Origin of the sequence: Enterobacter sp. MALB-1 (assembly GCF_041021625.1) — a bacterium.
GTDB classification, from domain to species: Bacteria; Pseudomonadota; Gammaproteobacteria; order Enterobacterales; family Enterobacteriaceae; genus Enterobacter; species Enterobacter oligotrophicus.
The window spans coordinates 1,852,635-1,878,856 of sequence record NZ_JBDPJL010000001.1 but is presented as its reverse complement, the minus strand read 5'-3'; the positions used below and the strand labels follow the sequence as shown (position 1 = coordinate 1,878,856).

21 protein-coding genes are annotated in these 26,222 nt (G+C 54.9%); 6 read left to right on the top strand and 15 right to left on the bottom strand.

Annotation, left to right across the window (positions count from 1 at the left end; genetic code table 11):
• Positions 1-75: 75 nt before the first annotated feature.
• Both cutC and ABGB15_RS08940 read right to left on the bottom strand, forming a co-directional pair.
• A complete protein-coding gene (cutC, locus tag ABGB15_RS08945; RefSeq protein WP_152081426.1) occupies positions 76-819 on the bottom strand; it encodes a copper homeostasis protein CutC in 744 nt (247 codons plus the stop codon).
• 78 nt (positions 820-897) lie between these two features.
• Positions 898-1,458, bottom strand: a complete 561-nt coding sequence (locus ABGB15_RS08940; protein WP_215722236.1) for a VOC family protein — start codon at positions 1,456-1,458, stop codon at positions 898-900.
• 239 nt (positions 1,459-1,697) lie between these two features.
• Between ABGB15_RS08940 and argS the strand changes: the two genes are divergently transcribed.
• Positions 1,698-3,431 carry an arginine--tRNA ligase gene (argS, locus tag ABGB15_RS08935; RefSeq protein WP_152081428.1) on the top strand — a complete coding sequence of 578 codons (1,734 nt, stop codon included), beginning with the start codon at positions 1,698-1,700 and terminating at the stop codon, positions 3,429-3,431.
• Positions 3,432-3,465: 34 nt separating this feature from the next.
• Here argS and ABGB15_RS08930 read toward each other — a convergent pair whose 3' ends face one another.
• From ABGB15_RS08930 to flhB, 5 genes are all read right to left on the bottom strand, one after another.
• Complete coding sequence (locus ABGB15_RS08930; RefSeq protein ID WP_215722406.1) at positions 3,466-4,605, bottom strand: glycoside hydrolase family 105 protein; 1,140 nt, start codon at positions 4,603-4,605, stop codon at positions 3,466-3,468.
• 4 nt (positions 4,606-4,609) lie between these two features.
• Positions 4,610-6,193 (bottom strand): MFS transporter, encoded by a 1,584-nt coding sequence (locus ABGB15_RS08925; RefSeq protein ID WP_215722237.1) that lies wholly within the window; start codon positions 6,191-6,193, stop codon positions 4,610-4,612.
• A 261-nt stretch (positions 6,194-6,454) separates the two neighbouring features.
• Entirely contained in the window at positions 6,455-6,850 is a 396-nt protein-coding gene (locus ABGB15_RS08920; protein WP_215722407.1) for a flagellar protein FlhE, read from the bottom strand.
• The gene (gene flhA / locus ABGB15_RS08915) at positions 6,847-8,925 is read right to left on the bottom strand and encodes a flagellar biosynthesis protein FlhA (protein WP_152081431.1); all 2,079 of its coding nucleotides are present in this window, start codon (positions 8,923-8,925) and stop codon (positions 6,847-6,849) included. Before flhA ends, ABGB15_RS08920 begins: the two co-directional genes overlap by 4 nt.
• Entirely contained in the window at positions 8,918-10,066 is a 1,149-nt protein-coding gene (flhB, locus tag ABGB15_RS08910; protein WP_152081432.1) for a flagellar biosynthesis protein FlhB, read from the bottom strand. Before flhB ends, flhA begins: the two co-directional genes overlap by 8 nt.
• 508 nt (positions 10,067-10,574) lie before the next feature.
• On the opposite strand from flhB, the gene ABGB15_RS08905 reads away from it, so the two are divergent.
• From ABGB15_RS08905 to ABGB15_RS08890, 4 genes are all read left to right on the top strand, one after another.
• On the top strand, positions 10,575-11,150 hold the full coding sequence (locus tag ABGB15_RS08905) for a fimbrial protein (RefSeq protein WP_215722238.1): 576 nt from the start codon (positions 10,575-10,577) through the stop codon (positions 11,148-11,150).
• A gap of 132 nt (positions 11,151-11,282) precedes the next feature.
• Positions 11,283-11,975: a molecular chaperone gene (locus ABGB15_RS08900; protein WP_215722239.1), complete on the top strand. Its 693-nt coding sequence runs from the start codon at positions 11,283-11,285 to the stop codon at positions 11,973-11,975.
• Between the two features lie 92 nt (positions 11,976-12,067).
• A complete protein-coding gene (locus tag ABGB15_RS08895; RefSeq protein ID WP_225903365.1) occupies positions 12,068-14,539 on the top strand; it encodes a fimbria/pilus outer membrane usher protein in 2,472 nt (823 codons plus the stop codon).
• A 197-nt stretch (positions 14,540-14,736) separates the two neighbouring features.
• Positions 14,737-15,675 (top strand): fimbrial protein, encoded by a 939-nt coding sequence (locus ABGB15_RS08890; RefSeq protein WP_225903366.1) that lies wholly within the window; start codon positions 14,737-14,739, stop codon positions 15,673-15,675.
• A gap of 50 nt (positions 15,676-15,725) precedes the next feature.
• On the opposite strand, the gene cheZ is transcribed toward ABGB15_RS08890, so the two are convergent.
• From cheZ to tar, 6 genes are read right to left on the bottom strand one after another with little or no spacing between them, the layout of a single operon-like run.
• A complete protein-coding gene (gene cheZ / locus ABGB15_RS08885) occupies positions 15,726-16,370 on the bottom strand; it encodes a protein phosphatase CheZ (RefSeq protein WP_013096065.1) in 645 nt (214 codons plus the stop codon).
• 10 nt (positions 16,371-16,380) lie between these two features.
• Entirely contained in the window at positions 16,381-16,770 is a 390-nt protein-coding gene (cheY, locus tag ABGB15_RS08880) for a chemotaxis response regulator CheY (protein WP_000763862.1), read from the bottom strand.
• A 17-nt stretch (positions 16,771-16,787) separates the two neighbouring features.
• Positions 16,788-17,837 carry a chemotaxis response regulator protein-glutamate methylesterase gene (locus ABGB15_RS08875; RefSeq protein ID WP_152081437.1) on the bottom strand — a complete coding sequence of 350 codons (1,050 nt, stop codon included), beginning with the start codon at positions 17,835-17,837 and terminating at the stop codon, positions 16,788-16,790.
• Entirely contained in the window at positions 17,834-18,700 is an 867-nt protein-coding gene (gene cheR / locus ABGB15_RS08870; RefSeq protein WP_215722241.1) for a protein-glutamate O-methyltransferase CheR, read from the bottom strand. The genes ABGB15_RS08875 and cheR overlap by 4 nt, the downstream gene beginning before the upstream one ends.
• Before the next feature lie 19 nt (positions 18,701-18,719).
• Complete coding sequence (gene tap, locus ABGB15_RS08865; RefSeq protein ID WP_215722242.1) at positions 18,720-20,321, bottom strand: methyl-accepting chemotaxis protein IV; 1,602 nt, start codon at positions 20,319-20,321, stop codon at positions 18,720-18,722.
• Between the two features lie 44 nt (positions 20,322-20,365).
• Positions 20,366-22,030 (bottom strand): methyl-accepting chemotaxis protein II, encoded by a 1,665-nt coding sequence (gene tar / locus ABGB15_RS08860; protein ID WP_215722243.1) that lies wholly within the window; start codon positions 22,028-22,030, stop codon positions 20,366-20,368.
• A 275-nt stretch (positions 22,031-22,305) separates the two neighbouring features.
• On the opposite strand from tar, the gene ABGB15_RS08855 reads away from it, so the two are divergent.
• Entirely contained in the window at positions 22,306-23,565 is a 1,260-nt protein-coding gene (locus ABGB15_RS08855) for a dicarboxylate/amino acid:cation symporter (protein WP_215722244.1), read from the top strand.
• A 103-nt stretch (positions 23,566-23,668) separates the two neighbouring features.
• Here the strand turns inward: ABGB15_RS08855 and cheW are convergent, their stop codons facing one another.
• On the bottom strand, positions 23,669-24,172 hold the full coding sequence (gene cheW, locus ABGB15_RS08850; RefSeq protein ID WP_152081442.1) for a chemotaxis protein CheW: 504 nt from the start codon (positions 24,170-24,172) through the stop codon (positions 23,669-23,671).
• Between the two features lie 19 nt (positions 24,173-24,191).
• Positions 24,192-26,222: a chemotaxis protein CheA gene (gene cheA, locus ABGB15_RS08845; protein ID WP_215722245.1), complete on the bottom strand. Its 2,031-nt coding sequence runs from the start codon at positions 26,220-26,222 to the stop codon at positions 24,192-24,194.

Sequence of the window (26,222 nt, the reverse complement as noted above, 5' to 3'; positions counted from 1 at the left end):
GTTGAAATTGCAGGGGCCTGGTACAAGCAAGCATCATATTGGGCGACATGATGCGCGGTAAAAATCGGTACGTTGCTACACGTGATGACGTTCAATCAACGATTTCATTACCGCAACCGACTCTCCATCTACACCGTAGCGCGAGTACTCATCCGCTTCAGCATCCGTCGACATTGACAACCCTGTATTGCGATAACGCATGGGTGACGGTGTCCATTTCCCCGCCGAGCTGTGAAGCTCCTCTACCCCTGCGTTCAAAAACAGTTCCAGATTACTGGCGCGTACTCCTGCGCCCGCCATGATTATTGGAACACCGGAATGTGCTTTTAGTTCCGTAATTAATTGCAGTCCTTTTTCAGCACTCGACTGCTGTCCTGATGTCAGGATGCGCGCCACGCCAAGTTCAGCTAGCGTATCAAAGGCTTGCACAGGATCTTTACACATATCAAACGCGCGATGAAAAGTGACAGCCATTCCCTTCGCCGCGCTCATTACCTGTTGCATACGCGGTAAATCAACATGACCGTCCTCATCAAGCAGGCCGATAACCAGCCCTGGGAACCCCAGATCGCGAACGAGGGCGATATCTTCAAGCATGGCACTGAACTCGCCCGCCGTGTAACAAAAATCACCGCCGCGCGGACGGATAATCGGATGAACCGGAATCGTCACGACCTGACGGGCAGACTTCAGCACGCCATAAGAGGGCGTTAAGCCCCCCTCTTTCGGAGCCGCGCACAGTTCAATGCGATCGGCTCCCTGCTGTTGTGCAGTTTCGGCACACTCCACGCTGTAACAACAAATCTCCAGCAGCGCCATGTAATCCTCCTTAAAATCCACTCAACGCACCATCATGACACGCCTTATACTTACGGTCCCGGCGTAAACTCACAACTCTTACGCTTCGCTGGCAACGATCTGTTCGATAGTCCAGGGATGAAATTTCACGGTGACCTGTCCGTCAGTGACGGCCAGCGTCGGGTTAGGCAGACGCTCGCGCTCACCTTTCGGGGAACTGGTCTTCACAAAAATACCCGGCTTGCTTAGGCCCTCGTCTGATAGCAGCGCCAGCGCGCGTGCATTCAACGTTTCAGGCTCACCCGGCAGCACAATTTCAATATGTTCCCATCCTTCATGCGGATAGCGTTTCTCGCCCGGCCACGGCAGTTCGACCACGGTGAAGTGCCAGTGCGCCACGCAGATCGGCTCATGCAGTTTGAACAGGCAAATAGGGCGACCATTAATGATGTTCTCCGAAAGCAGCGCACCGCACTGTTCAAACCCACGACGCCAGCGTTCTGCGGTCGCGTTCTGATGGCAGCGCAACGAAATGTGATCGGCTTCTAATGGCGCGATATCCAGACCGAGGCGGGTGGCAAGTTCTGTGAACGCCTGGGTGAAGCGCGGTAAATCTGCGGAAATATCATGCAGTTCGTCAATGGATTGCCAGTTCGCCATAAATCAGTCTCTTATCGTGTCGCAAAGCCGCTAATTTACTCTGTTAGCCCCTTTCGACCAACCGCAGAATCAGAGTTTTGCTGACTGCATGATTATGCACACCTTCTTAGCCTGGATTCTGAGCAATCTTCGGCCCCTGCATTGCTGACGCCAGAGGGCATTTGCAGTATACTCCCGCCCTAAATTCTTTAACTGGCGCGGGTGGTTATTAACCCGCATCAAAAACGTAAGGTATCCAGGTGAATATTCAGGCTCTTCTCTCAGAAAAAGTCAGTCAGGCACTGATTGCCGCAGGTGCGCCTGCGGATTGCGAACCACAGGTTCGTCAGTCAGCAAAAGTACAGTTTGGCGACTATCAGGCTAATGGCGTGATGGCAGTGGCTAAAAAACTGGGCATGCCGCCGCGACAACTCGCTGAGCAGGTACTGACGCATCTGGATCTCACCGGCATTGCCAGCAAAACCGAAATCGCCGGTCCGGGCTTTATCAACATTTTCCTTGAGCCTGCCTTCCTGGCAAGCCACGTTGACGCAGCGCTGAAGTCTGACCGTCTGGGTGTCACACAGCCGAAAGCGCAGACCGTGGTGATTGACTACTCTGCACCTAACGTGGCGAAAGAGATGCACGTGGGTCACCTGCGCTCCACGATTATCGGTGATGCGGCGGTGCGTACCAATGAATTCCTCGGCCATAAAGTGATCCGCGCGAACCACGTGGGTGACTGGGGTACTCAGTTCGGAATGCTGATCGCTTACCTGGAAAAACAACAGCAGGAAAATGCCGGCGAAATGGCGCTGGCGGACCTGGAAGGTTTCTACCGCGAAGCGAAAAAACATTACGACGAAGATGAAGCCTTCGCCGAGCGTGCGCGCAGCTACGTGGTGAAACTGCAGGGCGGCGATCCGTATTTCCTGGAGATGTGGCGCAAGCTGGTTGATATCACCATGTCCCAGAACCAGCTCACCTATAACCGCCTGAACGTGACGCTGACCCGTGACGACGTGATGGGTGAAAGCCTCTACAACCCAATGCTGCCTGGCATTGTGGCTGACCTGAAAGCCAAAGGTCTGGCGGTTGAGAGCGAAGGCGCAACGGTCGTGTTCCTTGATGAGTACAAAAACAAGGAAGGCGAACCGATGGGCGTCATCATCCAGAAAAAGGATGGCGGCTACCTCTACACCACCACCGATATCGCCTGTGCGAAGTACCGTTACGAAACCCTGCATGCCGATCGCGTGCTGTATTACATCGACTCCCGTCAGCACCAGCACCTGATGCAGGCGTGGACTATCGTGCGTAAAGCCGGTTACGTGCCGGATTCCGTGCCGCTGGAACACCACATGTTCGGCATGATGCTCGGCAAAGACGGCAAGCCGTTCAAAACCCGCGCAGGTGGCACCGTTAAACTTTCTGACCTGCTGGATGAAGCGCTGGAACGTGCCCGTCGCCTGGTGGCCGAGAAAAACCCGGACATGCCTGCCGATGAGCTGGAAAAACTGGCAAACGCCGTGGGTATCGGTGCTGTGAAATACGCGGATCTTTCCAAGAACCGTACCACCGACTATATCTTCGACTGGGATAACATGCTGGCGTTCGAAGGTAACACCGCGCCGTATATGCAGTATGCCTACACCCGCGTGCTCTCCGTGTTCCGCAAAGCCAACATTGACGAGAGCGTGCTGGCTAACGCCACGGTCTCCATTACGGAAGATCGCGAAGCGCAGCTGGCAGCCCGTCTGCTGCAGTTTGAAGAGACCCTCGCGGTCGTCGCGCGCGACGGTACGCCGCACGTCATGTGTTCATACCTGTACGATCTGGCCGGTCTGTTCTCCGGTTTCTACGAACACTGCCCTATTCTCTCTGCAGAAAGCGAAACCGTTCGCAACAGCCGTCTGAAGCTGGCGCAACTGACGGCGAAGACCCTGAAGCTGGGTCTGGATACCCTGGGTATCGAAACCGTAGAGCGTATGTAAAAAAGAAACCCGGCAATCGCCGGGTTTTTTATTATCAGAAGTATTTCCGTAAGTATTCGGTCAAACACAAAATCGCCATTGCCTGTCCATACGGCATCGACGTCAGCGGGATCTGGCGGTAAAAGTCTAAATCACTTCCCATCCCTGTGCCGAACGAGGTTTGCAGCAGTTCACCTTCCGGAGAGATGTTTTTCACAATCCCGTGAATCGCGTTCTCAGCGACCTCAGCATATTCCGCCCCGACATAACGCTTACGCACTGCTTTCAGGATACCGTAGGCAAACCCTGCCGTGGCCGATGCCTCCAGATAAGAGTCAGGATCGTCGAGCAGCGTATGCCACAGACCGCTGTCGTCCTGGCATTTCGCCAGCGCGGCAATCTGCGCATTCAATACCTGCACCAGATAGCGGCGCACGGCGTTGTTTTCCGGCAGATCCACCAGTTCAAGGAAATCCGGTATCACGATGGTGAGCCAGCTGTTGCCGCGCGCCCAGCGGGCATGGGCAAAATTATGGTTCCCGTCATAATTCCAGCCGTGGAACCACAGCCCGGTTTCACGGTCCATCAGGTTCTGCACGTGCAGCAGGAACTGATACACCGCCTCTTCAACGTACTCCGGCTTGTTGAGCAATTTGCCAATTTTCGCCAGCGGCAGCACGGTCATCATCAGCGTGTCATCCCACATCTGCTGATGGTTCTCCTCCGCCAGGGTGATGTGCTGCATACCGCCGTGTTCGGTGCGCGGCATCTCGTTCATCGCCCACTCAGCCCAGCTTTCCAGCCATGGCAACCAGGCCGGGTTTTTAGTCTCTTCGTAGCGATACGCCAGCGTCAGGAACGGTGACATGGTGTTGACGTTTTTTGTGGTCGCCCCCTCCTCAAAACGATCGGCAAACCAGCGGTCAATAATATCGCGCATCGCTTCGTCGCCGGTCTGGCAGTAATACTGCCAGATACCGTACAAACCAACGCCATGCGTCCATTCCCATCCTGCCCAGCCTTTGGTGTCGATCACGCGTCCGTCGTCCAGCCGCAGCAAAAATTCACCCGTTTTATCGTGGATGTTGACCAGGTTATGCGTCACCTTTTGAATCAGCGATTTCAGTTCATCCCTGGCGATAAAACGCTCAGGCTGACGCAGTAACGGGCTATGTTTGACAGGCCAAACTTTCATCATCTTAACCTCTGTTGTATGTCGAATTCAGTACCGCACGATCCTTCAGGGAAGGTGCCGCCGGTTTATTGCGATTCAGATAACCAATATTGTTGTTGCCCCACAGCGATTCGTACGGCATACCGGCCAGCATCTCAACGGTGGCGCGGGCTTGCGGGGTCACCGTCTCCGGCATCGCGCGGCCAGACTCGCGCATTTTGGCCGTCTCTTCACGCAGCGTGCTGTGGGTCTGCAAATTAAGTTTGAAGCGCAGGGAGACCAGGAAACCACAGAACAGGACCAGAATCGTGCCTACGCTCAGGATCATCAGGATGGTGTGGCTGACTTCCGCAGGCTGAACTTTCTGGCCGCTGACAAAACCGGACATCTGCATCACAATCCCGACCAGCATCACCGCCCCGGCCTGCGACGCTTTGCGGGTCAGGGTCATGATGCCGGCAAAGATCCCTTCGCGGCGCTGACCGGTGATCACTTCATCCACGTCAGCAATGTAGGTGTAGGTATTCCACGGCACATAGTTGATACCACCACGGCCAAGACCGGCAACGGCAGAAACCAGCAACAACAGAGAATAGATATCGCTCAGACCCGCGTAATAAAGCAGAGCATAAGAGAGGGACGCCAGACCGAACAGTACCACCACCATGCGGTAAGACGGCGCTGGCCCAAAGCGAATACAGAGCGGGATCATGCCGATGACGGCAAGGAACTGGAAGATAGCCATCGTACCCAGCAGGTTAGAAGCCATAGACGCTTCCTGCATCAGGACAAAGACCACGTAGTACGTAAAGACCGCATTGAAAACGTCCTGCGCAATATAGCCGCCGAGGTACATCCCCAGATGCTGACGGAAAATCTTGATGCGCAGCGTAGAGCTTAACTCCACAAACAGACGGTTGAGGCTCTGCCCCAGCGTCAGTTTCTTCTTCTCTTCTTCGGCACGCAGCGCCGCTTCAGACCACTCCTCGCGCGGGCGCTCCCAGGTAAAGAACCAGACGAAAGTCAGCATCAGCGCGCACAGCACGGAGAAGACCAGGCTCGCATAGAAGAAGGAGATGGCGTTGTCTTTGCCGAAGTGGGTCAGCAATATCCCCGGCAGGAATGACGCCAGAATAGCAGACATCTGCGCCATAGAGATGCGCGCGCCGGAGAACTTGGTTTTCTGTTTAAAGTCATCTGTCATTTCCGGCACCAGCGTTTCATAAGGCACCAGAATCATGGTGTAGACGATATCAAACACCAGATAAGTCAACAGGTAGTACCAGAAGCTCATGTCGCCAACCCACATCAGTGAGTAGCTGAACACACAAGGAATACCCAGAAGAATAAAGAATTTACGGCGACCAAAGCGCTTACCGAGCCAGGTGGTGCCAAAGTTATCGGTCAAAAAGCCCATTAACGGGCTGACAACAGCGTCCAGCACCCTTGCTGCGGCAAAGATAAAGGTTGCTTCAATCGGTGTGAGTCCACAGAAGGTCGTATAAAAATATAAAAGCCAGGCCGCCGTCAGCGCGGTCGTTCCCGCCCCGAGGAAATCCCCTGACCCATAAGCAAGATAATTTGCGAGTCCAATTTTACGTGTTTTCATTGCCGTCAACCCTAATCAGTTTTGGGAGACTCCCTGTAAGCAAACCTCATCCGGGAGTTTTTACACGGCTACAGTAAAAGTATCGACCTGCCGATACCTTTCTGTTTCTGCCATCACAAAGTGCCGGATGGCAAAAATGCAAAGAGTGTCGTCACGCGTGTCACTGATTTATAAAACAGCGTTTCTATTGCATCAAAAGGCGAGGTCATTTTTGCGAGCCAGCCATCAGAATTGCCCGATGGCTGGTGAAAAGGCAGGCAGTTAGCGGTAGTTGACGATGACAGAATTGCTCTGCACTTTCAGCGCCGGGATCAAACGTCCCCCACCCGGCACTTCCCAGATAAAGCGTAAAGGTTCAACCGCAGGGACGCCGTTGAACGCCTGTGTGGTTCCATTTTCACCGTCGATTTCCGTACACCGGGTCTGGGAGCACAGGCGTACCCGCAACCCGGTAGGCGTTGGCCCAATCAGCTTATAATTCCAGACCACCAGGGTCATCAGGCCAGAGGCGGGTTCAGGCGGGGACAGCGGGCGTGAAGACATGGAAACGCCACGATTGCTGAGCGTCACCCCCATGCTGCTCGCCTGCCACATCCCCTCGCCAGCAGCCTGCGCCGCCAGCGGGAAAAAGAGTATCCATAGCCACTTACGCATTATTTTCCTCCGATGGTCGCCGTCATACGAATATGACGGTTATCCGACAGTTCCATGTTCGACAGCACCACCAGCTGGTTCAGGCTACGACGCAGGAAGCGCGACAGCAGCGGACGCAGGGCATGATTCACCAGCAGTACCGGCGGTGCACCGAGCATCTCCTGCCGGGCCAGCGCCTCCTGAGTTTGTGCCAGCAACCGATCGGCCAGCCCCGGCTCCAGACCGCCGCCGCCCTGCAGGGCCTGTAACAACAGGCGCTCAAGTGGCGTATCAAGCCCAATCACCTGCACTTCGCCAGTACCAGGGAACCACTGCTGGGTAATAGCACGGCCCAGTGCCACGCGAACCACCGCCGTCAGCTCGTGCGGATCGTTCTGCAGCGGCGCATGTTCGGCCAGCGTTTCCAGAATGGTACGCATATCGCGAATCGGTACTTTTTCGTCGAGCAGGTTTTGCAGCACCTTGTGCAGCGTGGTTAATGTCAGCACACCCGGCACCAGGTCTTCCGTCAGCTTCGGCATCTCCTGCGTCACGCGGTCAAGCAACTGCTGTGCTTCCTGGCGTCCAAACAGCTCGGCCGAGAACTGCCCAATCAGGTGATTTAGATGGGTCGCCACCACGGTACTGGCTTCTACCACGGTGTAGCCCTGGATCTGCGCCTGCTCTTTCAGCGCGCTCTCAATCCAGATCGCTGCCAGGCCAAAGGCCGGATCGATGGTTTGTTCCCCCGGCAATGTCCCGGCGGCCGTTCCAGGGTTAATGGCCAGCCAGCGGCCCGGATAGGCGTCGCCGCTGCCGATTTCCACGCCTTTCATCAAAATGCGATAGCGCGCGGGGGGCAGATCCATGTTGTCACGAATATGAACAACCGGCGGCAGGAAGCCCATGTCCTGAGCAAATTTTTTGCGGATACTGCGAATGCGGCCGAGCAGTTCGCCGTCCTGCTGGAAGTCCACCATCGGGATCAGGCGATACCCCACTTCCATCCCGAGGGTATCTTCCAGTTGAACGTCGTTCCAGGTCGCTTCAACGGCCTGGGTGTTCTCCGGCATTTTAACCGGTGCGGGTTCAGCGGCCGGTTTGGTTTCACGGCCACGCATCCACCATGCAAGCCCCAACAGACCAGCCGTGAACAGCAGGAAGACCAGGTTTGGCATCCCCGGCACCAGCCCGAGCAGGCCCAGCACCGCCGCCGCCAGCAGCATGACGCGTGGGTTGCTGAACAACTGCCCCACCATCTGCTCACCCACATCCTGATCGGTACTGACGCGGGTAACAATAACGCCCGCCGCAGTGGAGATAACCAGCGCCGGGATCTGGGCAACCAGACCGTCACCGATGGTCAGCAGCGTATAGCTTTCCGCCGCATGACCCATGTCCATACCGTGTTGCAGAACGCCCACCAGCAGGCCGCCCACTACGTTAATCACCATGATCAGAATGCCCGCGATAGCATCACCGCGCACAAATTTACTCGCACCGTCCATCGAACCGTAGAAGTCCGCTTCCTGCGTCACTTCCGCACGGCGCTTTTTCGCTTCATCTTCAGCGATTAAACCGGCGTTCAGGTCGGCGTCGATCGCCATCTGCTTACCCGGCATCCCGTCCAGCACGAAGCGTGCGCCCACTTCCGCGATACGTCCCGCCCCTTTGGTGATAACCATGAAGTTGATAATCACGAGGATCACGAACACCACGATACCGATGGCAAAGTTACCGCCGACAAGGAAGTGGCCGAAGGCTTCAACCACTTTACCTGCCGCCGCCGCACCGGTATGCCCTTCCATCAGGATGATACGCGTGGAGGCCACGTTCAGCGCCAGGCGCAGTAAGGTGGTAAACAGCAGAATGGTCGGGAATGCCGCGAATTCCAGGGTACGCTGGGTGAACATCGCCACCAGCAGCACCATGATGGACAGCGCAATGTTGAATGTGAAAAGCAGGTCGAGGATGAATGCAGGTAACGGCAGCACCATCATCGACAGTATTAGCAGGATCAGAATCGGTCCGGCAAGGATCTGCCATTGGGTCGATTTCAGGTTGCCGGGCAGGCGCAACATTGCCACCAGATTAGCCATCAGTGTCCTTCTCGTTCAAAAAATCCAGCGCGTCAGGCACCGGAAGGTTTTCAGGTTTCACAGGTCGTTGACCGCCTGCTAAACGCCAGCGTTTCAGTTGCCACACCCAGGCCAGCACTTCCGCCACGGCGGCGTAAAGTTGCCCAGGGATCTGTTGTCCGATTTCCGCATGCCGGTATAACGCACGTGCCAGCGGCGGTGCTTCAAGAATGGGGACGCGGTTTTCCGTCGCGATTTCACGGATACGCAGCGCTATCAGCCCCGCCCCTTTCGCCACCACTTTCGGCGCGCTCATTTTGTTTTCGTCATACTGCAGCGCAACGGAGTAATGCGTCGGGTTGGTCACGATAACATCGGCTTTTGGCACATCATCCATCATGCGACGACGCGCGGCGGCACGCTGCATCTGGCGAATACGCCCTTTCACGTGCGGGTCGCCTTCCATTTGCTTGTATTCGTCGCGGATATCCTGACGTGACATGCGCAGTTTTTTGATGTGGGTATAAATCTGGAAGATAACGTCGAAGCCGACCATGGGAATAATACTGAGTACCACCAGCAGCGAGCATAACCCGATGAGGTTCATGGCGTTACTCATGGCGCTTAACGGTGATTCGCTAATCAGGCGCATCATCTCCGGCCAGTTGTGCAGCAGGAAAAAGCCTGCCGCGCTTCCCATCAGGGTAGATTTGAGGATAGCTTTAATCAGTTCCGCGCCGGTCTGCGCGGAGAACATACGCGCAATGCCCGGAAACGGATTAAGTTTGGAAAACTTGGGCTGCAGCGATTTGCCGCTAAACACCAGGCCACCCAGCATGATCGGTGACACAATAGCCACCAGCACCACGCCCGTGATCAGCGGCAACAAGGCGATCATCGCGCCTTTAATCAAAATAATGATTTGGCCGAGGATAAGGTTGGGATCGTTGACCATACTGTGGTCAAAACGCAACCCGGCAGAGAGCATCCCCGCCAGTCTGCGGGCGAGCGACTCCCCACCCAACCAGATAATGCACACGCCTACAACCAGGATCAGCAGGGAGGTCAATTCTCGGGATCGGGGGATCTGCCCTTCCTCACGCGCTTTTTCAAGTCGGTGGGGGGTGGGGGCTTCTGTTTTGTCGTCGTTTTCTTCTGCCACAGCGCGCGCTCGCTACCCATTACGTCACGCTTATCATGCCATCGCACCGTGTCATCAATGGGCTGAAAAAACCCTATAACCGGGTCTTTTTAGCCAGTTTACGGGCTACACCTTCAGTTGATGAAGGTTCAGACAGGGCAAATAATGATCATTCAGAAATATTCCAGCGTTTTTTGGCGTGATTTTTACTTTAAAATGAAATTAAAAAAACTCAACATTCCTCGCCTCAATACCCTTTCACGTAAAAGACGTTAACATTGTCGGTGATTTTATCTTCATATCTTTTCAGAAAAGATAAAAATATGTAAATTCAATAGACCATACATATTGAAAACCGAAGTTAAATTAATTTCCAACACATCAAAAATGCTTTATCTTATTTAATATTAATTATGACCCACCCTTACCTGAAGAAAATAACGCGTTATACTCCTGCGTGGTGTAATTTGATTTAAAAAAATTCAAATGGCATACCACACATGTTTTTCATATTCAGGAATTTTATCAGATGGACTTTAAAAAACATTTTTTTGCAGGCATTGCGCTTGCGGCCCTTTCAACGAGCACGTTTGCCGCAGAAATGAATGCCGGAACAATCCACTTCACCGGTGAAATTATTGAACCAAGCTGTACCATTCAAGGAAACGACGGTACTGACAGTACCATTCCTCTGGGTACTTATCCTACCTCACTCTTCACCAGCGTTGGGACAGAAACCCCCCTCACCCCCTTCTCCATCGTTCTGGCTAACTGCCCGTTAAGAAGCGATGGTCTGCCAGCCATTCAGTTAACCTTCAATGGCCCCACCGCATTGACCAACACCAACACGCTGCTCGACGTCAGTACAATCACCACGACAGGTGATACCGCAGCCACCGGCATCGGTATTGCCGTCAGCCCTAAAGGTGAAAATATGCGTCTTATTACCATGGATGGTGCCGAAGAGCAGGTTTATATCGAACTGGCCACCAAATCTACAGATACCATTCAGGCTGACTTTAATGCGCGATACAAATCTTTCGCGAATGAAGTCACACCCGGCCCTGCCGATGCTGATATGACGGTAAACATTCTTTATCGTTAATCATCAGCTAATTTATATCCAGCATGCTTATATACGCGTCATGACGTTAAGGAGTCATGCTCCGATAATAGTTCCGGTATTTTTCCGGACTATTATCTTTTTCGCTTAATCGCCATTATAAAAGGTTCTACTATGCGCATCGCAACGCGACTTTTATTATGCCTTCCATTAATTACAGGCTCATTTTGTCACGCAACGGGCGTACAAATTGGTCGTACCCGCGTAATCTACGATGCCAATAAAAAGGAAGTTGCTCTGCCTCTACTAAACAATGATAAAGAACTTCCCTGGCTGGTACAGTCCTGGACGGATACGGGCGACGGTAAAACACGCGGGCCTTTTATCGTTACGCCGCCCCTTTTTCGTCTTGATCCGCAAAAGGAGCAAAGCCTGCGTATCACCTGGAATGGCACACCGCTTCCCACCGATAAAGAGACGCTTTTTTATCTGAATGTGCGCACGGTGCCTGCCACGGCTGCGGATGACGAAGCTAAAAACGTTCTGCGTCTTATCTACAAAACGCGCCTGAAACTTTTCTGGCGTCCGGCAGGACTGAGCGGCACACCCATTGATACATGCCAGAAACTGCGTTTTATTCGCCAGGGTCAGCAGCTTACGGCCATAAACGACGGCGCGTATTACAGCATTTTTGACTCCCTGACGCTGGACAATCAGAAAGTGGAAAAAGCCGACATGGTCGCGCCTCACTCCCGCGCTGACATCGCGCTGCCCGCCAGAGTACAAGGAACGCACGTCAGCTGGCGCTGCATCACGGACTACGGCAACGCTTCCGAAAAATTCTCTTCCATTCTGGCGCAGGATTAAAACATTTCATGATTGCAGAACGATATTCCTTGCCAGGTCCGCGACAGTTTCAGCTGAATCCGTTTCTTCGCTTCCTGAGCAGCATCTTAATTATGGCGAGTTGCTCCGCGCACGCCCGCGAGTATCGTTTTTCCCCTTCCTCGCTCGAAGGGGATATGTTGACCCAACAGGATATCGATCTCTCGCTGTTCTCGAAATCGAACGCCCAGTTACCCGGCACCTATTCATCTCGCGTGGTGATCAACAACAACCGAAGGAGCGATGCGGAGATCGCCTATATCAGTACGTCTGAAGGCGCGCTGGCACCACAACTGACGCCGAATATGCTGCGGGCATGGGGCATCAACGTCGATCGCTACCCGCAGCTTGCTGAGCTTCCCGCTGAGGAAATATTGCCGCAGCCCCTCAGCAATTACATACCGCTGGCGTCGGCACAGCTTGATTTTTCAACCATGACGCTGCAGTTAAGCGTCCCCCAGGCGGCCATGTCCAGCAATGGACGCGACTATATTGACCCTTCTCGCTGGGATGACGGTGTGCCCGTATTGTTCACCGATTACGCCTTTTCCGGATCGCAGAATGAAGACAGCGAGCACAACACCACTGAGAACCAGTATTTGAACCTGCGCACCGGCGCTAATCTGGGCGGCTGGCGGCTGCGCAATTACTCGACGTGGAGTAAATCCGACACCGATAATCAATGGGATACCATCAATACGTTCCTTCAGCACGACATTGACGTACTGAAAGCGCAGTTTACGGCGGGTGAAAGCAACAGCCGGGGCGAAGTATTTGACAGCCTGCAGTACCGCGGCGTGAATCTCAGCTCAGATGAAGAAATGCTGCCTTACAGCCAGCGCGGCTACGCGCCTGTTATACGCGGTATCGCCAGTTCAAATGCCGAAGTGTCCGTTCGTCAGAATGGCTATCTTATCTATCAACAGAACGTCGCACCGGGCGCGTTTGAAATCAACGATCTTTACTCCACCACCAATAGCGGCGATCTGGAGGTCACGGTAAAAGAGGCCGACGGTACCGAGCATCACTTTACGCAACCATACTCCAGTATCGCGGTGATGCAGCGTCCAGGGCATTTCAAATACGAATTTACGGCCGGGCGTTACCGGGCGGACAGCGGCAGCGATCAAAACGAACCCGATTTTCTGCAGGGAAGCCTGATTTACGGTTTAAACAACCGCCTCACCGGATTTGGCGGGCTGACGCTTTCAAAAGATTATAATGCCGTGAATACCGGCGTCGGCGTGGCGCTGGGGTTACTGGGGTCGCTGTCGGCGGATGTTACCCTGGCCCGCGCAAAACTTGACGATGACAGCGAGCATACCGGCCAGTCCTGGCGTTTTCTCTATACCGGCAAAATCGACAGCACCAATACTAACTTCACTCTTGGCAGTTATCGCTATTCCAGCCGTGGGTACTACAGCTTTGCCGACGCCAATCAAAAAATGGACGGGCATGAAGACGATCTGCTGTTCCAGTACAACAAACGTAGCCGTATTCAGGCCAGCATGAGCCAGACGATTTCAGGGATAAGTCTTTACCTGAATGGTTATCAGCAGGATTACTGGGGAACGTCCAAAAAAGAACGCAGCCTGTCAGCCGGTTTTAACACCGTCTATGCTGGCATTAGCTACCACCTGGCCTACACCTACAGCAAAACCAACGGTGAAGATGACGACCGGATGGTCTCCTTTGGCTTTAGCTTACCGCTCGCCAGATTGCTGCCACACGCCTGGAGCAGCTACAACATCAGCAACACCAGAGGCGGCTACACGCGGCAAAACCTGGGGGTCAATGGAACATTGCTGGACGATGAACGCTTAAGCTATTCGCTGCAGCAGAGTCATTCCAACCACGACGGGGAAGATACCAGCAGCGTTTACGGCAGCTATCGTTCGCAATATGCCAACCTGAACGCCGGGTATTACACGTCGACAGACGATTCACAGCAGCTCAGCTATGGGATCAGCGGCGGTATCGTGGCACATCCCCATGGCCTCACCCTGGCTCAGCCTTTGGGCAGCCAGTTTGCCATCGTTAACGCTAACGACGCCGCCGGGGTTCGCTTCCAGAACCAACAGGGGATTCAGACAGACTGGCAGGGCAATGCCATCATCCCGTCGCTGACGCCTTATCAGGAAAACCGCATACGCATCGACACATCCAGCCTGCCGGAAGATGTGGACAGCGGCGACACCACGGCCACCGTTATCCCTTCCCGCAACGCGGCGGTGATGGCGAATTTTGATGCCCACGTAGGCTACCGCCTGTTGATTACGTTGACGCGTCCTGACGGCCAGCATGTACCCTTCGGCGCTATCGCCACCCTCACCTCTCCGGCGCTGAGCGGTATCGTTGACGATACCGGCACCGTTTACCTGGCAGGCGTAGCAGAAACCGCGCAGCTTACGGTGAAATGGGGCAACGCCCCCGATCAGCAGTGCAGCGCCCGAATTTCACAACAGTCAGATCGGCAAAACGTAAGCCCTAACGGAATCCGTTCGGTTAGCGCGCTTTGCCAGCAGGAACACTCGCATGGAAAATAAACTGAAGAGACGGCTCACCGCAGCTTCACTGGCTTTCGCAGTCCACCACGCCGGTATGGGCGGTAACGGTACTGCATAACTGTTTTGACGCGCCGCAAACCTACACGATCTCGTACGATCATGAATTTGCAGCCAGCGATAACGTCGCCAATAAAGACTACGATATTCCGGGACATCTGGTAGGGGCAGGTCCTGAAATGGAGGCAAACTGCAGTTGTCCTGGCAATCTGTATGCTTCCACAATCGTTTATGAAGATACGCTGGCGGGCAGCCCGCTTAATCCGGGAACAAATGGTTACGGCTATCTCACCGATAAAATCGACATCGACGTGACCGGCTACGCCGATGCGATCCATTCTCCTGATGGCAGCTATCTTAATCCCCTGAGAATCAACGAATACCCTACGTCACGGGGAAATATGCCTGTCACGTTTGAGACGGCGAGGATAACGGAGGGCGAAGCCAGCGTGTGTAGCAACGAGACGCGCCCCGCAGATTCCACCTCCGTGAAGCGTAAATTTCGCTGGAACGTGGTGGGCGTTATGCTGCACGTTAAAAAACCCATTCTGGGTGAAGAGGTGATTCCACCGACAATTATCGTCCAGAACTATGCCTGCCTCTATTTTAGCTCCGGTAGCTGCGATCCCTCACTGGCGCAACAGGTCTCCAGTATCTGGTTCGGCGGTACCTTGTCAGCCCCGCTGAGCTGCACCATTAACGAAGGCAGTACCATCGAAGTCGAGTTTGGCAGCATCGTCAGCAAGCAGTTCACCAGCAAGGACCAGCCGCCACAGGGCTATGCGCTCAAAAATGTCGATATTACTTATCACTGTGATGACAATGCCATCGGCAATACCGACAGGATTAAGTTCACGCTCACTGCCGATCAGGGCGTTGCGGACAGCAGTACACCGTACATCGCCAGGCTGCTTGAACGAAACGACCTTGGCGTGCGGGTATACGATGAAAACAACCATGACGTCGCTCTGGACGGGAGCTATGAGTTTCCGGTTACGATGGATGAACAGGGAAATGGCGTGGTTAAAATTCAGGCCGTACCGGTGAGCACCACGAATGCGACACCCGAACCGGGTAGTTTTGAAGGCAACGTCACGGTAAAAATGGATTTGCGTTAATACACCCTGCTCAGGCTGACACGCAGCCTGAGCAGGGTTTCACTGCAGACTTAAAAGCCGAGGCTGTCCAGCAGGTCATCCACCTGGTCCTGGCTTGCCACGACGCCCGCTTTGGTCGCGTCGAGCTGTGGGCCATTGAGCAGGCTTTCGTTCTCGCGTTTTGGACGGGCAGCCGGTTCCGGGATGTTCTCCAGCAGCACCATCAGCAGTTGACGTTCAATTTCCTGAATCACGTCCATCATGCGCTTGATCACCTGACCGGTCAGGTCCTGGAAATCCTGCGCCATCATGATGTCCAGCAACTGAGCGTTGGTGAAACTGGTGTGACCCGGCACATCCCCCAGGAACTGGCGGGTATCGGTCACCAGCTCGCGGGCATCTGCCAGCTCGATGGGGTTTTCAAACCACTCGTCCCAGCGTTTAGTCAGCGCCTTCGCACCCTTCTCCATCGCATCCTGGTGTGGCTGTGATGCTTCAACGCTGTTCAGCGCACGTTCCGCCGCCTGCGCGGTCATCTGGACAACGTAGTCCAGACGGTCACGGGCATCGGGAATGGCTTCTGCCGCTTCAGCAATAGCCTGATCCAGCCCCAGTTCACGCAGGCTGTCGCGCAGCATGCGCGTCAGGCTACCAATGCGGGCAATAATATCGCTGGGCGAATGTTCTTCAACGGGTTTCATAGCAGGTTGCATCATAACCAACACCTCACATGCCGAGTTTCTCGAAGATCTTGCCGAGCTTCTCTTCCAGGGTCGCTGCGGTGAATGGCTTCACCACATAGCCGCTTGCGCCCGCCTGTGCAGCGGCGATGATGTTCTCTTTCTTCGCTTCCGCAGTCACCATCAGTACCGGCAGAGAGGCCATACCGGCATCTGCACGAATGGTTTTCAGCAGTTCCAGACCATCCATGTTTGGCATGTTCCAGTCGGAGATAACAAAACCAAATCCGCCAGCCTGCAGTTTATTCAGCGCATCCACGCCGTCTTCTGCTTCTTCAACATTGTTGAAGCCCAGCTCTTTCAGCAGGTTGCGCACGATGCGACGCATGGTGGAAAAGTCATCCACAACCAAAAACTTAAGCTCTTTATCCGCCATAAAATAATACTCCTGAGTCAAATACGTATTGCCTGTCCGGCACTGATTTTCGCCAGCATCTGCTGGCTTACCTGGCTAAGATCGACCACTTCGCTCACGCCACCCATATTGATGGCCTCGCGCGGCATGCCGAACACCACACAACTTGCTTCATTCTGCGCAATCGTCCAGGCTCCGGCCTGGTGCATTGCAAGCATTCCGGCGGCACCATCGTTGCCCATCCCCGTCAGGATCACCCCAACGGCGTTGCGCCCCGCATGTTTCGCCACCGAATGAAACAGCACATCCACCGACGGGCGGTGCCGGTTGACCGGCGGCCCGTCATGAATTTTGATCTGATAGTTCGCACCGCTTCGCGCCAGCTCCATATGCTTATCACCCGGCGCAATATAGGCGTGCCCCGGCAGTACGCGCTCACCGTCTTCCGCCTCTTTCACGCTGATCTGACACAGTTTGTTCAGACGCTCCGCGAACGAGCGGGTAAAGCCTGGCGGCATATGCTGAGTGATAAGAATACCGGGACTTGAAAGCGGCAATGGCTGGAGTACATGACGAATTGCCTCTGTTCCCCCGGTTGACGCGCCAATCACCAGCAATTTTTCCGAGCTGAGTAAGGGCCCGGCTTTCAGGGTTGCCGGGGTAGCCAACGGTTTGTGGGCGGCCAGCTTCGCGCGCGACGCAGTGCGGATCTTCTCCGCTATCATCTCGCTGTAGGCCAGCATCCCTTCGCGAATGCCAAGCTGTGGCTTGGTGACAAAGTCCACCGCCCCCAGCTCCAGCGCGCGCAGGGTAATTTCAGAGCCTTTCCCCGTCAGCGAGGAGACCATCACCACCGGCATCGGACGCAGGCGCATTAATTTTTCCAGAAAATCGATGCCATCCATGCGCGGCATTTCGACATCCAGCGTCAGCACGTCGGGGTTAAATTTTTTAATTAAATCCCGCGCAACTAAAGGATCAGGGGCTGTCGCCACCATCTCCATATCGCTGTGGCTATTGATAATTTCAGTCATGATCTGGCGCATCAGCGCCGAATCATCGACAGACAATACCCTGATTTTACTCATGCTTTTTCCTTACTCAGCGCATAAACCGTTTGCCCACGCAGGCTAAACTCACGCACGAGGTTGCTAAAGTTTTCCGAGTGCCCGGCAAACAGTAAACCGTCAGGCTTGAGCAACGGAACAAAGCGACGCAGAATGTCCTGTTGCGTCGTTTTATCAAAATAAATCATTACGTTACGGCAAAAGATGGCGTCGAAAGGCCCCGGCACGTTGTACTGCTTGTCAAGCAGATTGATGGGGGCGAACTCGACACAGTTCGCCAGTTCCTGACGCACGCGCACCAGCCCTTCATGCGGGCCTGTGCCGCGCATGAAGTAACGCTGCAGTTGCTGAGGTGACAGCGTTTTCAGTTCATCCTGGCGATAAACGCCGTTACGGGCTTTCTCCAGTACCTCAGTGTCGATATCGCTGGCGAACACTTTCCAGCGCCCCGGAGCCATTCCCAGGGTATCGGCAAGGGTGATCGCCAGAGAGTACGGCTCTTCCCCGGTCGATGCCGCTGCACTCCAGACGCGATACTCCCCGCTACGACGACGCGCGTGTTCCGCCAGCACCGGAAAGTGGTGAGCCTCGCGGAAAAACGCGGTCAGGTTAGTGGTGAGAGAGTTGATAAATGCCTGCCATTCGGCGCTGTTCTGGTTCGCTTCGAGCATGCTCAGATAGCGGCCAAAATCATCCAGCCCAAGCGTGCGCAAGCGCCGCACCAGTCGGTTGTAAACCATGTCTCGCTTATGATCGGCAAGCACGATCCCCGCACGCTGGTAGATTAACTGACATATCCGACGAAAATGCGCGTCGGACAGCGCGAGGCGCTGTGTCATCTGCAACAATAATGACGTTTGCCCTGAGGGCATGGGTGATGTCATAGCGCCTTCTTAATCACATTCAGGATACAACTGGCACGGCCTGCGACCGCCCGACTTCTGTTACTGCTTCTACGTGCTCTTTCACATTAAATACCGCCACCAGCCCGGTCAGATGGTCCGCCTGGTTTGCCAGCTGCTCAGTGGCCGCCGCCGCCTCCTCAACCAGCGAGGCGTTCTGCTGCGTCACCTGATCCATCTGGCTGACCGCCTGCGCCACCTGCTCAATCCCGCGACGCTGCTCATCAGACGCAGAGGCAATCTCACCCATGATGTCGTTAACCCGCGTGATGGAGGTGACGATCTCGGTCATGGTTTTCGCCGCCGTATCCACAAGCGTTGAGCCCTGCTGAACGCGGGAGACCGACTCTTCAATCAGCCCCTTAATCTCTTTCGCTGCGTTGGCGCTGCGGCTCGCCAGGTTACGAACTTCGCCAGCCACTACCGCAAATCCACGTCCCTGCTCACCGGCGCGCGCAGCCTCAACCGCCGCGTTGAGTGCCAGAATGTTGGTCTGGAAGGCAATACCGTCAATCACGCTAATGATGTCGCCAATTTTCTGCGAGCTGGCGGCAATGTCCTGCATGGTGGTCGCGACGTGGGAGGCCTGATCGCCCCCCTTCTTCGCCGTCAACGCCGCCTGTTTTGACAGGTCAGACGCCTGACGCGCGTTGTCGGCGTTCTGACTCACCGTTGCGGTCAACTGCTCCATACTCGCGGCCGTCTGTGCCAGCGAGGCCGCCTGTTGTTCGGTTCGGGAAGAGAGATCGTTATTCCCGGCCGCAATTTCTGAGATCCCGGTGTGCATGGCATAACTGCCCTGGCGCACATCGGTCACCGTTTCCCTGAGCGATCCCTGCATTGCCTTAAGGCTGGCAAAAATTGCGGAGATTTCGTTTTTACCGTACACCGCCACCGGGCGCGCCAGATCCCCTTTAGCGATGCTGTCGAAGTGGCTACTGATAATGGCCAGCGGCTGTACGATCATCTTGCGTGACCAGAACAGCGCACCGCCGGTTAACAGCGCCGCCAGGATCACCATCACGGCAAAAATCACGCCCGACATGTGGTAGCTTTTGCGGCTGCCTTCTCCTGCACGCTCGACAAACTGGTTAATCTCCTGCTGCCATGCGTTAAAACTGCCGTCAAACGCGTCCTGAGACGCCTGCACCGGCGCGGTCATAAAGTCAGAGAGCTGGTTGTTCTCAAGCCAGGTCGCCTGATGCTCCAGATCGCTGTGCCACTGTGCAAAGTTCTTCTTCATGGCCGCCTTCAGCGCTTTTCCTTTCTCGTTCACCGCGTCCTGCGACATGAAGGTTTTAAACTGCGCATCGGCCTGCCTGAGGCTGTCGCGCGCCGTTACCATCAACGCCTTGATATCGTCCGGCGGATAGCTCAACGCAGTTAACGTCCCTGCTTTATTCAGCGCAGTGCTTGCCTGCAACAGCACGGCACGCGTTTGTGCCAGTGCGGAACGCTGCTGATTACTCGTCTCGACTTCCTGCAAATTCTGATAGCCATCGCGAAACGCCCAAAAAGACAACCCGTTACTGCCAACCTGCAACACACCACACAGGATCAGAATCAAAAACAGTGTGGTCGAGATACGAATACGATTTAACATCCACGCTCCCATCAAGCGGCAAGCAGCCGCGGTTTAAATGTCAGTCAAAATGTTTCCCAGTTATCATCTTGTCCGGCCACGACTGCGCGGGTGCGTGTTGCCACCGGCGCGGACGGTGTCTCGTTATATGAACGCGAGCTGACCGGTTTTGTTGTTTTGGAAGTAAGACGGAACGCCGAGACGGCCATTTTCAGGCGGCTCGCCTGGTCTTCCAGCGCAGCGGCCGCCGTGGCGGACTCCTGCACCAGCGCGGCGTTTTGCTGTGTCACACGGTCCATTTCCGATACCGCCAGGGCAACCTGGTCAATACCCCGACTCTGCTCATCCGATGCAGAGGCGATTTCACCCATGATGTCCGTTACGCGAGTCACGGCATTCACGATGTCATTCATGGTTTCACCCGCACTTTCCACCAGCACCGAGCCGGTATCCACGCGTGAAACGGAGTCTTCAATCAACGCTTTGATCTCTTTCGCCGCATTGGCACTGCGGCTGGCAAGGTTGCGTACTTCACCGGCCACCACTGCGAAACCACGTCCCTGCTCACCGGCACGCGCCGCTTCTACCGCCGCGTTCAGTGCCAGGATATTGGTCTGGAAGGCGATGCCGTCGATCACGCTGATGATGTCAGCGATTTTTTTCGAGCTGTCGGCAATTTCGTGCATGGTTTTCACCACGCCATCGACCACACGCCCCCCGCGCTGCGCCGTTTCGGAGGCACTTTCAGCCAGTTGCGAAGCCTGGCGAGCGTTATCGGCATTCTGCTTCACGGTGGCGGTGAGTTCTTCCATGCTGGCCGCCGTCTCTTCCAGCGCGGAAGCCTGCTGCTCGGTGCGCGAGGAGAGATCGTTGTTACCCATGGCAATCTCACTGGTGCCGGTATAGATAGCATCCGACCCTTCACGCACATTGGCGACGGTATCAATTAACGAGCGCTGCATATGATCCACGCTGTTTGCCAGCTCCGTGATCTCATTACGCCCGGTAACTGTCAGGGTTTTGGTCAGGTCGCCGCTGGCAATATCGCGGATATGAGCAATCACACGGCCAAGCGGGTTAAGCAGAATATGGCGAATGCCATACCAGACGGCCACCAGCACGATAACCAGCGCCAGCGCGAGAACCGCCATCTGCCATTTGGCGAAGCGATAGTCATTCTGGCTTTCGGCAAACGCCGAGTGATAAAGCTCGCTACTGGCTTTGGCGTAGTCACCCAGCGCCGCGCCGAGGGCGTTTTGCATCCCCTGGGTTGGCTGCGCAAAATAGGCGTCCATATTGCCGCTTTCCAGGAACTGCACCAGCTCCGTCAGGCCCGCAAAATAGGCGTTATATTTTTCATCAATGTTGGCGCTCACCTGCGCCATCGCAGGCTGCGGAGTGATCTTTTTAAAGGCGTCGTAGTGTTTTGCGGCATCGGCAAGGGTGGTACGGGCATTTTTCAACAGATCAGTTTTCGCACTGCTCTGCTGATTGTTCGGGTCCATCATCATGCGAGCGGACGAGCGGCTCAGGTTGATACGCGTTTGCAGCATCAGATCCCACGTCGACGTCAGTTCACTTTGCTGTAAACGGAGATCGTTCGACGCGGCGAAACTGTCCTGATTTTGTTTTAAAGACGAGAAAAAAAGCCCGCCGGAGATGAGCTGAAGTAGTGCGAAAATGACCAGCACCATCATGAGCATTGTGACAACGCGGATACGGTTCAACATACAACACCTTCTCATAGATTTATTAACGGTGTTATCGGCACCCGCCACAGGAACTTTACATTTGCGAAAGGGAAAAGGAGAAGGAGGATCGAGAATGTCGTTTATGGCTACCGCTTCAACCAGGCGCTCACAACAAAATCAATAAAAATTAAAAAAGAGTTGTATCCCTTCCCGCTTTACTTCAATTTATGTGCCGAATGAATTCCCACGCTGCAATAAAAAATCCATATACATCAGCGTGGAATATATCGTAAGCGCATAGAGGGTCTTTTTTCGTGGCAAGTGCAAACAAACTCACACTCTTCATCGTGATATTCATGCTGGCGGGTATTCTTTCGGGGGCCGCAATTCATGAGTACGCCTCACCGGATGCCATCAACGCCTGGTCTGATAACATCACGCTCCTCACCGACATCTTCCTGCGGTTGATCAAAATGGTCATTGCGCCACTGGTCTTCAGCACCCTGACGGTCGGAATTATGAAACTGGGCGAAACGTCCACCATTGGCCGCGTAGGGGGCAAAGCAATGGTGTGGTTTATCAGCTCATCCGTGCTTTCCATCCTGGTGGGGCTGTTTATCGTCACGCTGGAACATCCGGGCAGCGGGCTGAATCTGGCGATTCCTGCTGAATCGGTGGACACCGGCCTGGCCGTCGGCGGAATGACGCTGAAGGGCTTCCTGACTCATACCATTCCAACCAGCATCGCCGGGGCGATGGCAAATAACGAGATCCTGCAAATTGTGGTGTTCTCAATGTTCTTCGGTATTGGCGGTGCGTCGCTAGGGCAGAAATTCAACGCCCCGCTGGTGGCCGTGCTGGATGTGGTCTCTCACATCATGCTGAAGGTGACCGGTTACGTGATGTATGTTGCGCCGCTGGCTATTTTCGCGGCTATCTCGTCGGTTGTCGCAACCCAGGGGCTGGGCATTCTCCTGAATTACGCCTCTTTCATTGGCGGCTATTATGTCGCGATTGTACTGACCTGCATGGTGCTTATGGCGGTCGGTTACATGATGCTGAAAAAAGAGGTGTTCCGCCTGGTCAGCATGCTGAAAGATCCGGTGCTGGTTGCCTTTACAACCAGCAGTTCTGAAGCGGCTTATCCAAAAACGCTGGAGCAGCTGGTGCGCTTTGGCTGCTCGCGCAACATCGTGTCGTTCGTGTTGCCGATTGGTTATTCCTTTAACCTGGTCGGCTCCATGGTGTATTGCTCTTTCGCCTCGATGTTTATCGCCCAGGCATACAACATTCATTTGAGCTTTTCGGAAGTGACGGTACTGATGCTAACCCTGATGCTGGCCTCGAAAGGGATTGCCGGTGTGCCACGTTCTGCACTGGTGGTACTGGCAGCAACCATTCCGGGTTTTAATATTCCTGTTGCGGGGATTCTGCTGCTGATGGGGATCGATCACTTCCTGGATATGGGCCGTTCAGCAATTAACGTGCTGGGTAACGGGATTGCAACGGCAATGCTGGCGCAAAACGAAGGGTTGCTTGAAGAAGAAGCTGAACTGGTGGAGCAGGAAGCGTAAGGTGAAAAAAAGGGTGAGGCCTGATGCCCTCACCCCAGCCCTCTCCCACAGGGAGAGGGGGCAAACACAAAAAACGGCAACCTGGTTGCCGTTTTGCATTTACCTACGCTACATGGCTCGCCGCAATATCCAGCAGCGCCATCTCTTCGCTGTTCAGCAGCTTCTCAATATTCACCAGAATCAGCATACGCTCGCCGAGTGCACCCAGGCCAGTCAGGTATTCGGTCGACAGCGTGACCGCAAATTCCGGTGCCGGACGGATTTGATCGGACGTTAACGACAGCACATCGGATACGCCGTCAACGACGATGCCGACCACACGCTGCCCCAGGTTGAGCACAATCACCACGGTGTTGTCGTTGTACTCCACATCGCCCTGGCTGAATTTCACGCGCAGGTCAACGATGGGCACAATAACGCCGCGCAGGTTGGTCACACCTTTGATAAAGGCGGGAGTGTTAGCAATGCGCGTAACCTGATCATAACCACGAATTTCCTGCACTTTCAGGATGTCGATACCGTACTCTTCGTCACCCAAAGTGAAAACCAGGAATTCCTGTCCTGATGGCTCGCCCGCCAGTTTCGTTACATTACTCATACCGGTCATGTTATTACCTTCTACTTAATCAGGCGGCTGTGTACGCCACACGTTGTTCACGATTTAATCCCTGAAGCGCCGAAACATCGACGATCAGCGCGACGCTACCATCACCGAGGATGGTGGCGGCAGAAATACCTGGCACTTTGCGGTAGTTACTTTCGAGGTTCTTCACCACCACCTGGTGCTGACCAATCAGTTGATCCACCAGCAGCGCATAGCGGCGTCCGGCGCTTTGCAGGATCACAACGATGCCCTGCGTGGCTTCGGTTTTCGCGCCGTCCACCTCAAACACTTTCCACAGCTCCACCAGCGGCAGGTACTCCCCGCGCACTTCAAGCACGCGCTCGCCGCCCGCCAGCGGATGCAGATCTTCTTCGCGCGGCTGGAGTGATTCCATCACCGCGTTCAGCGGCAGAATGAAGACTTCGTCCGCCACTTTGACGGACATACCGTCGAGGATTGCCAGCGTCAGCGGCAGCAGGATGCGAATGGTCGTGCCGGAGCCTTGCTTAGACTGGATCTCAACGTGGCCGCCCATCTCCTGGATGTTACGTTTCACCACGTCCATCCCCACGCCACGCCCGGAAACGTCCGTCACCTGCTCGGCGGTGGAGAAGCCCGGCGCGAAGATCAGCATGCCCACTTCTTCGTCAGTCATGTTTTCATTGACCGCCATCCCCTGCGAAATGGCTTTCGCCAGAATGCGCTCGCGGTTCAGGCCAGCCCCGTCATCGGTCACTTCGATGCAGATGTTGCCGCCCTGGTGTTCCGCGGAGAGGATCAGGTTGCCGACCGGTGATTTCCCGGCAGCAATACGGTTTTCCGGCAGTTCGATCCCGTGGTCAAGGCTGTTACGCACCAGGTGCGTTAACGGATCGATGATGCGTTCGATCAGGCTCTTGTCCAGCTCGGTAGAGCTGCCCATCAGCGTCAGCTCAATCTGTTTATTCAGCTTACCGGCCAGGTCACGCACCAGACGCGGGAAGCGGCTAAAGACATATTCCATCGGCATCATACGGATGGACATCACCGATTCCTGCAGATCGCGGGCGTTACGTTGTAACTGACCCATGCTGGTGATGAGATCGCCGTGGGTGACCGGGTCCAGTTCGTTAGAACGTTGCGCCAGCATCGACTGGGTGATCACCAGTTCGCCCACCAGGTTAATCAGCTGGTCAACCTTCTCAACCGCCACGCGAATGCTGGTGGATTCACTGGAGCGCGCCGCCGGTTTTTCGCCGCGACCAGGCGCAGCCGCCTCTTTCGGTACGGCCTTCAGCACAGGTACCGCAGGCACGACGGCGGGCGCAGCCGCTTCAGGGGCTTCGGCCTCCACCACCGCAGGCGCATCAACGGCCGCGGTTTCCGTCTCGAAAGCAATCTGATCCGCTTCGATAACAAAGCACAGCACCGCGATGATGTCGTCCTGGCTGATCCCGTCATCAAGCGTCGCAGCCAGGCTATCTTTGCCTTTCACCACGTTGCTTAACGTCGCCAGGTTGCCCAGCTCTTCTTCCAGCAGGTCAACTTCGTTCTCTTTCAGGCGAGACAGCACCACGCGCAATTTGCCCGAGGGTGCAGCCGCTGGCGCAGCGTCTTGGGCGGCAACCGCATCGACCACGCTCAGTTTTGCCGCAGGGACAACAGCCGCGGCGACTTCACCTTTTGCTTCCAGCGCTAACTGACGCAGCGCATTGCAGATGTATTCAAAGCTGGCGGCATCAGGCTCTGCCGAGCTTTTATAGGCGTCGAGCTGTTCCTGCATAATATCTTTGGTTTCCAAAAACAGGTTGATAATATCGGTATTGAGCTGCATCTCACCGCGTCGTGCTTCATCAAGCAGGTTCTCCATCAGGTGCGTGGTTTCCTGCAAAATGGTAAAGCCAAAGGTTCCGGCTCCGCCTTTAATGGAGTGCGCCGCACGGAAGATGGCATTGAGTTGCTCTGAATCGGGTGCTTCGGGCACCAGATCCAACAGGTGTTGCTCCATATCGGCCAACAATTCGTCGGCTTCATCAAAGAATGTCTGGTAAAAATCGCTAATATCCATGCTCAC